The organism is Caulobacter segnis ATCC 21756 (genome assembly GCF_000092285.1).
Taxonomy (GTDB): Bacteria; Pseudomonadota; Alphaproteobacteria; order Caulobacterales; family Caulobacteraceae; genus Caulobacter; species Caulobacter segnis.
The window spans coordinates 3,707,285-3,720,208 of record NC_014100.1 but is presented as its reverse complement, the minus strand read 5'-3'; the positions used below and the strand labels follow the sequence as shown (position 1 = coordinate 3,720,208).

Here is a 12,924-nt window from a genome sequence, read left to right as displayed (position 1 = left end):
CTTTTGAGGCGGGATAGGCCCTCATCGCCGCATCCCGCGCAAGAGGCTTGCGAGATCGTGATGAGAAAGGGGCGAGCGGCCCTTGTGGACTCCACGGGCCGCTCGCCAGTTCGCAATAACCGAGAGAGTCGATTGCGAATAAAAACCTACATTGGTTCATCTTCAAACGCAACGCGCTTGCTTTCCGTCGCGGAACGCCGCACCCTCGCGTCATGGGCCGTACCGCTGACTACACCAACGAGCGCTGCTCGGTCGCCGCCACCCTCGAGGTCGTGGGCGACCCGTGGACCTTGCTGATCCTCCGCGACGCCTTCGCCGGAGTGAAACGCTTCGAGCAATGGCAGGAGCGGCTGGGCGTCGCACGCAACGTCCTGGCCGCGCGGCTGAAGAGCCTGGTCGGCCATGGCGTCATGGAGACCCGCAGATACTCCGAACGCCCGCCGCGCCACGAATACTGGCTGACCCAGAAGGGCCTGGCCCTGGCGCCGGTGCTGCTGACCATGGCCGAGTGGGGCGATCGCCACGTCTATGGCCGCGACAACTCGCCGGTGCTGTTCACGCACAAGGCCTGCGGCTGCGCCTTCCACCCGGTGCTGGCCTGCGAGGCCTGCGGCGAGGTGGTTGATCGCCGCGACCTGGAACGCGCGCCGCGCAACCCGGACAGCCTGACCGTCGGCGAGGCGCTGGAAGCGGCGAACATGGCGGCGGAATAGGGCCCGCCCTAGTCCGCCACGCCGCCGCGCAGCGGATCTTCTCCGGTCAATTCCTTGATGTGCTGGCGCTGGCGGCGGACGCCTTCGGCCGTGACCTTGGCCGGCTTGGGCGGCGGCGGCAGCTTGGGCTTGGGCGTCCGAGGCTTGCTCACTTGGCGCCTCGCACCACCCATTGCGCCGCGCCCACGGTCAGGGCGTCCTCGACGAGGCCGGTCGGCGTCTGGCCCCAGCGGCGGAGAGCTCGCATCCGAACGTCGAAGGTCACATAGGCGGCGGCGACAGCCGCGCCGGCGCCCAGGGCCGCGCCCAACAGCAGTTGCTTGCGCGGCGCCAGGGCCGCGCCCGACAGGCCGCCGGCCAACAAGCGCGCGGCGATGCCGGCCGGGACGATGCGGTCCGGCGCGGACTTCATCTTGTCACCCCACAGCTCGCCCGCCGCCAACGCCTTGGAACCGGCCGAGAACAGCGGATGGGCCAGAAGGCGAACCGCCGGGTTGTTGTCGGCGAGATGACCGCCCCGCGCGGCCTCGCTGACCGTAGCCAGCGGCGTCAGGGCGCGGGAGCCGGCCGAAAGGCCGATGAGCAAGGATCGAAGCATGCGGAATCTCCAGGGATGTCCCTTGGAGAACCCTGGAGGCCGCCTTTTGATCCGGTCAGACCGGCGCGAGGTCCATCGCCCGCACCGCCCGCGCGATGAAGCCGCCGCCCAGCACGCGCTCGGGATCGGCGGGGTCGTAGAGCACGCAGGCCTGGCCGGGCGCGACGCCTTCCTCGGACCCGTCGAAGGTCACGGCGACCTCGCCGTCCAGCAGGCTCAGGCGGCCGGCGACCGGCTCGCGGGTGGAACGCACGCGGGCCAACACGGGCTGCCCCTCGTCGGCGGCCGCCGCCAGGTCGTCCTGGCCGCCCAGCCAGTTGGTTTCCTTCAAGGTGAGGGCGGCGGTCAGCAGGGCCTCGCGCGGGCCGACGATCACCTGGCGCTTGTCGGCGTCGATGCGGACCACGAACAGCGGGTCGCCGACGGCGACATTGAGGCCCCGGCGCTGGCCGATCGTGTAGCGCGTCACGCCCTCGTGGCGGCCCAGCACGCGGCCGTCCAGGTGCACGATGTCGCCAGCCTCCGCGCCTTGCGGGCGGATGCGGTCGATGACGGTCGTGTACTTGCCCTCGGGTACGAAGCAGATGTCCTGGCTGTCGGGCTTGTCGGCGATCGAGAGGCCAAGACCGGCGGCGACCGCGCGCACGGTCGGCTTGTCCATGCCGCCCAGCGGGAAGCGCAGGAAGTCCAGCTGCTCGCGCGTCGTGGCGAACAGGAAGTAGCTCTGGTCCTTGGCCGGATCGGCGGCGCGGCGCAGCTGCGGGCGGTTGGTCCCGGCGGGCATGCCGCGCTGGACGTAGTGGCCAGTGGCCATGGCCTCGGCGCCCAGGTCGCGGGCGACGTCCAGCAGGTCGCGGAACTTGACGGTCTGGTTGCAGCGCACGCACGGGATCGGCGTCTCGCCGCGCAGATAGGCGTCGGCGAAGTCCTCGATGACCTGCTCGCGGAAGCGGCTTTCGTAGTCGAGCACGTAGTGCGGGATGCCGATGCGCTCGGCCGCCATGCGGGCGTCCAGGATGTCCTGACCGGCGCAGCAGGCGCCCTTGCGCGAGATCGCCGCGCCGTGGTCGTAAAGCTGCAGGGTGACGCCGACCACGTCGTAGCCGGCGCGGGCCAGCAGGGCGGCGGTGACGGTCGAGTCCACGCCGCCGGACATGGCCGCGACGATCCGCGTTCCCTCGGGCAGGCCGACGGCGGCGCGCGCCTGCTCGACGGCGCGGGCGATCAGGGAGTCGGCGTCGGGCGTGTCGGTCTTGGTCAGCAGGTCGGCGGTCATCGCCGCCATATAACGCCAGAAGGCCCGGTTTGCGAGGTTTGGACCTACTTCAGCACGTTTAGCAGCGACGACTGCTGCAGGCTGCTGAACACCTGAGCCGAGGCCTGCACCGCCAGTTTGGCCGATTCCAGGCGTGTCACCGCGTCGGCCATGTCGACGTCGACGATGTCGCCGACCATGCTGGTTAGGGTGTCGGCCTGGTTCTGCAGGTCGGTCTCGGCGCTTTCGAAGCGCTTCTGGGTGACGCCGTTCTTACCCTGGGCGTCGACCGCGCCCTTGTAGGCGGCGTCGAACGTCGGCAGCAGGCCCTTCAGGAAGGTCACCTGCACGTCGTTCAGCTTGCCGGTGAACGGCCCGTTGGCCTCGACATAGGCCTGCACCTGCTTGAACGCGTCGAACACCGACACGCCGAAGGCGTCACCGAGCACGCCGGTCTTGGCGCTGGTCTGTTCGTCGATCCGGTTGGTGGTGATGTACTGGTCGTTGTTGAACAGAGAGGCGGTGGTCGGCGCCAGGGTCAGATCGGTCATGGCGGCCGCCGATGTCGTGGCCGTGTCGGTCTTGGCCCCCGAGAACACGTAGAGGCCGTTCGACTTGGTGTTCAGGCCTTGCACGACATCGCCGAACGCGGCCTGCAGCTGCTGCATCATGGTCTGGGCGCTGCCCGAGGCCAGGGCGTTGGCGATGGCCTCACGGGCGGACTTGGTCGAGTCCGCGACCTTGCCGAGGCCCGTGTCCTGCATCTGCAGCCGATTGGTGACCAGCTTGGACTGACTGATCAGGCCTTCCAGCCGAGCCTGGGTGCTGCGCATCGCCGTCAGCATCTCGGCGTTCTTGGCGTAGCCCTTCAGGTCGGTGGCGACCTTCTGGCTGGAGACCTGGTTGCCGACGTCGCTCTGGCGGATCTGGGCCCGCATCAGGTTCGACGTCATGACGTTGTAGTTCTGGACGGTGGAGACCCGGGTCATGGCTTACCTCACAAGGTCGGTCAGCACGTCGTACATGTCCTTGGCCGCCTGGATCAGACGGGCCGAGGCGTTGAACGCCTGCTGGTAGGTGGTCAGGTTGATCAGCTCCTCGTCGAGGTTCACGCCCTCTTCCGACTGGCGCTGGCTGTCGACCTCGGCGGACACCGCCTCGGCGGAGTCCTTGCGGCTTTCGGCGGTATTGGCCTTGCGGGCGATGGAGCCGCTGAAGTCGGCCGCGTAGCGAGAGACGCTCATGGTCGCGGGCGAGGCGTCGCCCGCCGCCGAGAAGCTGGTGACGGTGTCGCCGGACTTGGCCAGGGCCAGGGCCCCGCGGCCGTCGCCGATGGCCAGGGCCGCAAGGCCGCCGACGGCCTGGGTCAGGTCCAGCTGGGCGAAAGGCAGCAGCGTGGGGTTCTGGTCCATCGCCGTGTTGACGAAGAACTTCTCGCCGCGCGTGCTGCGCTCGGCCGGGCCGACGCCGAACAGCTGACTGACCGAAGGCCCGCCGACACCGCGTTCAGTGGTGTCGCCCACCACCGACATGGTCACCGGCGTGGTGGTGTTCGAGGCGAAGGTCATCTGACCTTTGGTGTTCAGCGAGAACTGACCGTAGAGGCCAACGCCCGAGGCGCGCGAGTTCAGCGCGTCGAGCAAGTCCTGCATCGTGCCGCCCACGGGAGCGTCGACGATGACGTCCCGGATCCGTCCGCCTTCGACGTCGGTCAGGCGGATGGTCATGGTGCCCGAGGTGAAGCCGTGAGCGTCCGTCGCGGTCAGGCCGGTCTCGTACGGCGAGTAGCCATTGGTGCGGACGATGTCGTTGAGGCCGAAATAGTGGCTGAAGCCCTTGCCGGCCTTGTTGGACGGCGTGGTCGCGTCGTCGGCGACGGCGACGCCCAGCCCCCCGGAGCCCGTCAGGGTCAAGGCGCCGCCCGTGAACCCGGCGCCGCCCATGCCCCCCATGGCGGTGTTCAGCTGAGTCATGAAGTTGGCGGGGGTGAAGGCGGGGCCGGCCGCGCCGTTGATCGACATGGTCCCGGCGTCAAAGTCGATGTCGATCCGGCGCTGGATCACGCCGCTGCTGTCGGTCAAGGCGATCGTCGTCTTGCCGGTGAAGCCGGTGAGGGCGGCCTGGTCGTCCAGGCCCGTGTCGCGGCCGGACAATGTGCTCGGCGCGGGGACGGCGGAGGCGCCGTTGGCGGCCCGGTTGATCTCCTCGGCCGCGCGCGAGGTGAACTCGCCCAGCTGGTCGGACATGTTGACCAGTTCGTTGTTGCGCACTTCCATCAGGCCACGGATCTCGCCGCTCGAGACATTGAGCGGGGTCGGCACCGGCGAGCCGTTGGCCAGTTGCACCGTCAGGTAACCGGTCGCCGTGGGCGAGGTCTGGTAGGTGACCTTGGCCGCGCCGTCGCCCGCCAGCGGCAGGCCCTCGGTCGAGCGGACCACTACGCCGCCCATGGTGCGCGGCGTGACCTGGACGTTCATGAGCTTGGACAGCTCGTCGACCAGACCGCTCTGCACGTTCTCGGCGCCCGTGGCGTCCGTGCCGGCCACCTTGGCCCGGGTGATGTCGGTGTTGAGGGCGTCGATCTGGCTGAGCAGGTCGTTGACCCGGTCGACATCGCCCGAGATCCGGGTGTCGACATCCTTGCCCAGCTTGGAGATCGACGAGGTGATGCGGCTGGACTCGCTGAGGAACTGATCCACCCGCGTGAGGGCCTGGGTGCGAAGCAGGGCCGAGGAGGGGTCGTCCTGCGCCGCCGAGAAGGCGGTGAAGACGTCGTCCAGTCGCGTGAAGAAGCTGGTCGAACCCGTCGGGTCGCCGAACAGCTGCTGCACGTTGTTCAGCGACTGGGCGATCACGGTCGCGCGGCTGCTGTCCGAGGCGGCGTTCAGGCTGGCCGTGGTCAGGAAGCGATCGGTCGCCCGCTTGATGGCGTCGATGCTGACGCCGATGCCCATGCCGTTGGACAGCATGTTCGACTGCGAGATCGTCTTGCGGACGTAGCCATTGGTGTTGACGTTGGCGATGTTGTCCGAGGTGACGCGCAGGCCTGTCTGGGCCGCCGTCATGCCGGACGTCGCCGTGCTCATGATCGAGTTCAGCGACATGCGAACGATCCTTTCCGCTCGGCAATCCGCGCAACGCACGACGCGTCCTTGCCCGGCGAAACTTGCCGGGGCGGGGTGGGGATCAGGATCCCGATATGTGCCAAGCCATTGAATTTCATGGCGAAGAGTTCCGTGGGTCGGACATTCGACGAAATGTCATGCGCAAGGAGGGCGCCAAGTCGGGGCGCGACCCGGCGACGCGGCAACTCCCGTCCTCGCAAGCCCTGCGAACTCGGCAAAAAGCGCCGCTCGACAGCGGTTTGGAGATCGTAAACGACGAGTTAATCTCAATAAAAACAATGACTTGATGGTCGTTTACCGAGTTGGCCCGACCATTGCTGGGGAAGGGAAGCAAAGGCGCGTTCGTCATGAACCGCCGCCCAACCGAGCTTCGACTGCGAATGACCGCGATCGCCGCACCCACCGCCGCTCTTCCCGCCGCGCCGACCCCGGCCGTCGGCGCGAAGTCGGCCAATGACGGCTTCGACGCCCTGATGGCCATCGCCGGCCGCAAGGACGACGCGCCCCGCGCCCCGTCGCGCGCCGAGTCCAAGAGCGACTCCCGCGACGACGACGTCCGTTCCTCCAAGCCCGCCGACCGTCCCGCCCCCGCCGACCGTCCCGCCAAGGCCGACGCCAGCGCCGCGGATCGCGCGGCCGACCGCGCCGAAGACCGGGCCGACGCGGCCCAGGACGCCCGCGCCGACAGGGCGGACCAAGCCGCTAAATCCGACAAGACGGCCGACAAGGCGGACACCAAGACGGAGGCCGGCGACGACGCCGAGGCCAACCCCGACAAGGCCGACGCCAAGGGTGACCAGGTCGTCGACGCCGCCGTCGCTCAGGACGTGGTCCAGATCGACGCCGCCGCCCAGACCGCCGCCGCCGCGGCCCTGATCGCGGCGATGGCCGCGCCGGCGCAAGCATCGGTCCAGGCCGAACCGCCGGCGGCGGACGCCGATCTGGCGGTCGAGGCTCCCGTCGCCCAGGCCGAAGCCGCGCCCGCCTTTACGGCGCTGGTCGAGGCCCTGGCGGAAGTCCCGACCCTCGCCAAGGTCGCCGACCAAGCCGCGCCGACGACCGCCCAGGCCCCGGCGGCCAAGCCCCAGACCGCCCAGGCGACCGCCGCCACGGCAGCGCCCGCGGAGGGCGCCGCCGTGGACGCCGCGGCCCTGGAAGCCCTTTCCAAGCTTGCCGGCGCCGAGGTCGCGCCGACGCCGGTCGTCGAGCAGGCTGACCCGGCCGGCGTCGACACGACCCTCGATCCGCTGGCCCCGGCTCAGGCCAAGCCCGCCGAGGTCGCCAAGACGGCGAGCGAGGCGTCCAAGGCCGCCGTCGCCCAGCCGACGGTCCAGGTCGCCCCGCCCGTCGCGTCCGTCGCGCCTTCGGTGATCGCCGCGTCGGTTGTCGCCGCTTCGGAGAGCGAAGCCGCGCCGGTCGCCGTCGAAGCCGTCGCCGCCGAGGTCGTGGCCGACGCCGCTGAGACGCTCGAAACGGCTCCGGCCGCCAAGTCCGTCGACTCCGCCAAGGCGCCCGCGCCGCATCAGGTCCAGGCCAAGGCCGCCGACGCCGTCCCGGTCGAGACCGCCCAGGCCGTGACGGCCGCCGCCGCCGCGGACGCCGCCAGCACCGGCGACGTGGGCGGCGAGGCCAAGGCCGCGAACACGGCCAATGTCGCCGCGATCGAGGCCTCGGCGCCGGCCAGCGCCTCGGCCCCCGTCGCGGCGCCTCCGCCGGCGGCGCCCGCACCGCTCGCCAGCGCGTCGGCGCCCGCCGCGGCCGCCGCCCCGGTGCGCGGCTCGCCCGAGACCGTCGCCGCCCTTTCGGCCGAGATCGTCAAGAGGGCCGACGCCAAGACCACCCGCTTCGACGTCGCCCTGACGCCGGACGGCCTGGGCAAGGTGGATGTGCGGATCGAGATCGCCCGCGACGGCGCCCTGACCGCCTCGATGCGCTTCGACACCGTCCATGCGGCGCATGAACTGCGCAACAAGGCGGGTGAACTGCGCCAGGCCCTGGCCGACGCCGGCTTCAACGTCGCCGACAACGCCCTGTCCTTCGACGTCTCCAGCCAGAACAACGGCCAGAACCCTAACGCCTTCTTCGCCTTCGACGGGTGGAACGACCAGGGGCAGCGCGCCTTCTCGGGCCGCGCCTTCCAGGCCGCCATGAACGCCGAGGAAGAGATCGTCGTCACCCCCTCCGACCTGCTGCCCGGCCTGAAGACGGCCGCCGACAGCGGCCTGGACATCCGGATCTAGGAAACGCCCATGGCCACCGCTGTCTCCTCGCAGAACACCACCTCCGTCCTCGACCGGATCAACAACGGCCGGACGTCGATGGCGAGCAACACCGAGACCTTTCTGAAGCTGCTGACCACGCAGCTGAAGAACCAGGATCCGCTGTCGCCGACCGACACGACCCAGATGACCCAGCAGATCACCCAGATGACCGGCGTCGAGCAGCAGCTGGTCACCAACGACCTGCTGGCGGCCCTGGTCGGCATGAACACCGGCACGGGCCTGACGGAAGGGGTCTCGATGATCGGCAAGCAGGTCACCGCGACCACCGACAGCTCCACCCTGAAAGGCGGCAAGGCGGCCTTCTCCTGGACCCAGGCGGGCGGCTCGACCTCGCTGACCGTCGAGATCAAGAACGCGGCGGGCAAGGTCGTGCGGACGCTCAAGCCGGACGACCAGAAGAGCGGCGACCACACCCTCACCTGGGATGGCAAGGACGACACCGGCGCGCAGCTGCCCAACGGGGGGGTCTATACCGCCTCGGTCAAGGCCGTCGGCGCCGACAACAAGGACATCAAGGTCACGAACGTCAAGGGCCGCACCGAAGGCGTCGTCACCGCCGTCGACAACTTCACCGGCCAGCCCAAGGTCATCGTCGACGGTCAGGCGATCCCCATCGACAACGTCATCGGCATCACCGCCGCCCCCGCCACCACTACGACCACCGACAGCGATCAGACGACCTCCAAGGCCGCCTGATCACCCCTTCGACCGGGCGTCAGAACGACGCCGACGCGATCCTCGGAAGACGGTCTTCCCCAGGATCCAAACGCAAACCGCGCTGAACCCTCGAACCCCTTCAACGCAGGATTACCGTTATGAGCATCAACAGCGCCATGCTCGCCGGCGTCTCCGGTCTGGTCGCCAATTCCTCGGCCCTCGCGGCGATCTCGGACAACATCGCCAACGTCAACACGGTCGGCTACAAGCGCTCCAGCTCGAACTTCTCGACGCTGGTGACCTCGGGCAGCAAGAACCAGACCTACAGCGCCGGCGGCGTCAAAGCCCAGACGCACCAGTTCATCAGCCAGCAGGGTCTGACCCAGTCGACGACCTCGAACCTCGACCTGTCGATCTCGGGGTCGGGTTTCTTCGTCGCCACCGAGAAGCCCGAGAACCTGACCGCCGCCGACACCCGCTCGTTCACCCGCGCCGGCTCGTTCCAGCTGGACAGCCTGGGCTACCTGCGCAACGACGCCGGCCTCTATCTCCAAGGCTGGCTCGCCGACCCGGTCACCGGCACGATCACGCCCGACCCGTCGGACCTGATGCAACTGTCTTCGATCAACGTCGGCACCGTCGGCGGCACGGCCGAGAAGACGACCCGCGTCGGCATCAACGCCAACCTGCGCTCCGAGCAGCCGGTCGCCGCCGCCGTGTCATACAAGGTCGGCACCGCCGGCAGCCCTTCCTTCACCGGGGTGGTGGACAGCGCCACGCCCGCCGTCACCCACAGCTATGACGTGGTCTACAGCTCGACGGGCTTGGCCAACCCCGCTGCGTCGGGCGACAACGAATATCAAGTCGACATCAAGGAAAATGGCGTCGTCGTCGCCACGGGCATCGTCGGCTACGACGTGGCCACGGGGGCCCTCAACAGCTCGAACATCAAGCCCAAGGCCGCCGCCGGCCCGTCGGGCACGCCTCTCCTCACGGTCGACATCGACACCGGCGCGCCGGCCACCACGGTCACGCTGGCCGACTTGGGCATCGACACCGACGCCGACGCCAAGCTCGGCAAGCTGTACGATCCGTCGACCTGGTCGATGTCGGACTACGCCAAGGACAACACCAAGGGCGTCAAGCCGGACTTCGAAATCCAGATCCCGCTTTCGGACTCCAAGGGCGGCCAACGCACCGTCACCGTGTCGCTGCTGAAGGCGCCGGGGCCGAACCAATGGTACGCCGAACTGCGCGCCAAGCCGGGCGACCTGGCCAATAACGGCAATGGCCTCATCAGCACCGGCATCATCGAGTTCACCACCGACGGCAAGCTCAAGAGCACCGGCGGCCTGTTCGGCACGACCAACCCGACCTCGATCACGGTGCTGGCCTCGGGCACGGCCCTGGCGGTTCCGCCCGCGGTGCAGCAACCGACCTGGGCGGACGCCCTGGGTATCGACACCCAGGAAGTCCAGATCGACCTGGCCAGCGCGGCCGGCGGCCTGACCCAGTACAACAGCCAGTCGGTCGTCCAGTCGGTCAACACCAACGGCACGGCCTTCGGCAACCTGACCAACATCGAGGTCGACGAGGACGGTTACGTCTCGGCGATCTTCGACAACGGCGTCACCCGTCGCATCGCCCAGGTCGCGGTCGCCACCTTCTCCAACCCCAACGGCCTGAAGGGGGTTAACGGCAACGCTTACCGCGTCACCAACGAGAGCGGCACCTACAGCTTGAAGCCTCCAGGCCAGGGCGGCGCCGGTTCGCTGGCGCCTTCTACTTTGGAAGCCTCGACCGTGGACCTTTCCACTGAGTTCACGGGCCTGATCACCACGCAACGTGCTTACTCCGCATCGTCGAAGATCATCACGACGGCAGATCAGATGCTCGAGGAGCTTCTGAATATTAAGCGCTAATCCGGGAATTTAACCTTCTTTAATACTCGTGTCTCACGTTGAGACACGACGGAGTGCTAAGAGCCGTCTTGTTTAGGCCTTTCTTTACTATTGGGATTAAGCCGCTGTTATTAGGCGGCGCCTATAGTGGCCTCCAACAGTGATGGTTGTGGGAAAGGCGTAAAGCCATGTTGCAGCAGCAGCGCACGAACAGCCGGGGTGAGAAGTATGTGATCGGGCCCACCGGCGCGCCGCTCACCCTGTCCGATTTGCCGCCGCCGGAGACCCAACGTTGGGTCATCCGTCGCAAGGCCGAGGTCGTGGCCGCCGTTCGCGGTGGCCTGCTCTCGCTGGACGAGGCTTGTGATCGCTACAAGCTGACCAACGAGGAGTTCCTCGCTTGGCAGCAGTCGATTGATCGTCACGGTATGGCGGGTCTGCGCACCACGCGGATCCAGCAGTACCGTTAATAAGGAGCAGGGGGTGCGTCGTCTTGACCGTCCCTGCCCACATCGAGAACCTCGAAGGCCTTGCGCCAAAAGGGTTTGACGACGTTCAGCGGCCGCGCCCCCCGGGGCGCGGCCGCGACGTTTTGGCGCCCCATGGCGTCGCTTCCACCGCCAAATATAAACGCCTCGTTTACCTTGTACTGGGTAAATCCTGCCTACCGACGCGCGCTTCGTTCGCGTTCGCCGGGCGTCCCCTTCGGGGTCGTTGATCAGGGGATGGGGCTTCGTGGAAAGCTTTCTGGGTTCAATTCAGAGGTTCGGCGTCGGTCGGTTGGCCGCGATGCTGGGCGTCGGCGCCGGCGTGGTGGCCGTGCTGGTGGCCCTCATCATGTTCATGGGCAAGGAGCCCAATGAGCTGCTCTATTCAAACCTCGACCTGAAAGAGGCCTCGGAGGTCACCCAGGCCCTGAGCCAGGCCGGCATTAAGTTCGAGACCAAGGGCGACGGCTCGACCATCATGGTGCCGCGCGACAAGGTCGCCAGCGCCCGCCTGATGGTGGCCGGCAAGGGCCTCGTGAGCTCCGGCTCCATCGGCTACGAGATTTTCGACGGCGGCAACGCCCTGGGCCAGACCGATTTCGTCCAGCAACTGAACCGCCAGCGCGCCCTGCAGGGCGAGCTGGAGCGCACGATCAAGGCGATGCAAGGCGTCAACAGCGTCCGCGTCCACCTGGTCCTGCCCAAGCGCCAGCTGTTCGAGGAGGATTCCGAGCAGCCCTCGGCCGCCGTCACCATCGGGGTCGGCTCGCGCGAGCCGTCGACCGACATGGTCCACGCCATCCAGAACCTGGTCTCGTCGGCGGTCCCGAACATGAAGGCCGAGAAGGTCGCGGTCATCGACCAGCACGGCAAGACCCTGTCGGCGCCCAGCGACGAGAGCCTGGCGGGCAAGGAAGCCCAGGACCGCAAGGTCGAGGCCGAGGCGCGCATCGCCAAGACCGTCAAGGACATGATCGAAGGCGTGCTCGGCCCGGGCAAGGCTCGCGTCAACGTCACCGCCGAGCTCGACCTGAACCGCGTCACGACCCAGGAAGAGCGGTTCGATCCCGACGGCCAGGTCGTCCGTTCGGAAAGCACCAACGAGTCGAACAGCCAGGAAAACAAGAACGAGGACAATTCGGGCGCGACGGCGACCGCCAACGTGCCGGGCCAGGGCGCAGGCGGCTTCCAGCAACTGGGCTCGCGCGCCGGCGCCAATGAAAGCGTCACCAACTACGAGATCTCCAAGTCGGTGAAGACCACCGTCCAGGAGCCGGGCACGATCAAGAAGGTCGCCGTCGCGGTCGCCATCGACGGCGTCACGGCGCCTCCCGGCAAGGACGGCAAGCCCGGCGCCTATACGCCGCGCTCGGCCCAGGAGATCCAGCAGATCGAAGAGTTGGTGAAGACAGCCGTCGGCTTCGACGCCGCCCGGGGCGACCAGGTCAAGGTCACGAACATCAAGTTCCCGCAGGCTGAGGATCAAGGCCTCGAGAAGCAGGGCCTTCTGTCGGGCTTCGACAAGAACGACATCATGCGCGCCGCCGAGCTGGGCGTCTTGGGGATCGTGGCCATCCTGATCCTGCTGTTCGCGGTCCGGCCGTTCATCAAGAACCTGTCGGAGCCGAACGTCGTGGCCGCCCTGCCCAGCGGCTCGGGCCAGCCGGTGACCCGGATGATCACCCTGTCGGACGGCACCCAGCAGCAGGTCGTGGTCGACGAGAGCGGCGAGCCCCTCGCCATCGCCGGCCCCGTCAGCGACATCGACCAGCGGATCGACATCGCCAAGATCGAAGGCCAGGTGAAGGCGTCGTCGATCAAGCGCGTGTCTGAGTTCGTCGAAAAACACCCCGAAGAGTCGGTCGCGATCCTGCGCAACTGGCTCCATGAGTCGAGCTGACGGCC

11 protein-coding genes are annotated in these 12,924 nt (G+C 68.1%); 6 read left to right on the top strand and 5 right to left on the bottom strand.

Annotated elements, in window-relative coordinates; translation table 11 throughout:
* The first annotated feature begins 212 nt into the window (after positions 1-212).
* Positions 213-713 carry a winged helix-turn-helix transcriptional regulator gene (locus tag CSEG_RS17030; RefSeq protein ID WP_013080472.1) on the top strand — a complete coding sequence of 167 codons (501 nt, stop codon included), beginning with the start codon at positions 213-215 and terminating at the stop codon, positions 711-713.
* 8 nt (positions 714-721) lie between these two features.
* On the opposite strand, the gene CSEG_RS22915 is transcribed toward CSEG_RS17030, so the two are convergent.
* Genes CSEG_RS22915 through flgK form a run of 5 tightly spaced genes read right to left on the bottom strand, consistent with a single transcriptional unit; the run spans position 722 to position 5,670 of the window.
* Positions 722-865, bottom strand: a complete 144-nt coding sequence (locus tag CSEG_RS22915; protein WP_013080471.1) for a hypothetical protein — start codon at positions 863-865, stop codon at positions 722-724.
* The gene (locus CSEG_RS17025; protein WP_013080470.1) at positions 862-1,311 is read right to left on the bottom strand and encodes a membrane protein; all 450 of its coding nucleotides are present in this window, start codon (positions 1,309-1,311) and stop codon (positions 862-864) included. Before CSEG_RS17025 ends, CSEG_RS22915 begins: the two co-directional genes overlap by 4 nt.
* A 55-nt stretch (positions 1,312-1,366) precedes the next feature.
* Positions 1,367-2,587 (bottom strand): tRNA 2-thiouridine(34) synthase MnmA, encoded by a 1,221-nt coding sequence (gene mnmA / locus CSEG_RS17020; RefSeq protein ID WP_083778492.1) that lies wholly within the window; start codon positions 2,585-2,587, stop codon positions 1,367-1,369.
* A 44-nt stretch (positions 2,588-2,631) separates the two neighbouring features.
* The gene (locus CSEG_RS17015; protein ID WP_013080468.1) at positions 2,632-3,555 is read right to left on the bottom strand and encodes a flagellin; all 924 of its coding nucleotides are present in this window, start codon (positions 3,553-3,555) and stop codon (positions 2,632-2,634) included.
* 3 nt (positions 3,556-3,558) lie between these two features.
* Positions 3,559-5,670, bottom strand: coding sequence for a flagellar hook-associated protein FlgK (gene flgK, locus CSEG_RS17010; RefSeq protein ID WP_013080467.1), 2,112 nt, complete (start codon positions 5,668-5,670; stop codon positions 3,559-3,561).
* A 401-nt stretch (positions 5,671-6,071) separates the two neighbouring features.
* On the opposite strand from flgK, the gene CSEG_RS23005 reads away from it, so the two are divergent.
* The 5 genes from CSEG_RS23005 to fliF all read left to right on the top strand — a co-directional run bounded on the left by CSEG_RS23005 (position 6,072) and on the right by fliF (position 12,919).
* On the top strand, positions 6,072-7,931 hold the full coding sequence (locus CSEG_RS23005) for a flagellar hook-length control protein FliK (RefSeq protein ID WP_013080466.1): 1,860 nt from the start codon (positions 6,072-6,074) through the stop codon (positions 7,929-7,931).
* 9 nt (positions 7,932-7,940) lie between these two features.
* Positions 7,941-8,669, top strand: a complete 729-nt coding sequence (locus CSEG_RS17000) for a flagellar hook assembly protein FlgD (RefSeq protein WP_013080465.1) — start codon at positions 7,941-7,943, stop codon at positions 8,667-8,669.
* Between the two features lie 119 nt (positions 8,670-8,788).
* On the top strand, positions 8,789-10,552 hold the full coding sequence (gene flgE / locus CSEG_RS16995) for a flagellar hook protein FlgE (RefSeq protein ID WP_013080464.1): 1,764 nt from the start codon (positions 8,789-8,791) through the stop codon (positions 10,550-10,552).
* Between the two features lie 167 nt (positions 10,553-10,719).
* The gene (sciP, locus tag CSEG_RS16990; RefSeq protein WP_013080463.1) at positions 10,720-11,001 is read left to right on the top strand and encodes a CtrA inhibitor SciP; all 282 of its coding nucleotides are present in this window, start codon (positions 10,720-10,722) and stop codon (positions 10,999-11,001) included.
* A 265-nt stretch (positions 11,002-11,266) separates the two neighbouring features.
* Positions 11,267-12,919, top strand: coding sequence for a flagellar basal-body MS-ring/collar protein FliF (gene fliF / locus CSEG_RS16985; RefSeq protein WP_041538353.1), 1,653 nt, complete (start codon positions 11,267-11,269; stop codon positions 12,917-12,919).
* The last annotated feature ends 5 nt before the right edge of the window (positions 12,920-12,924 follow it).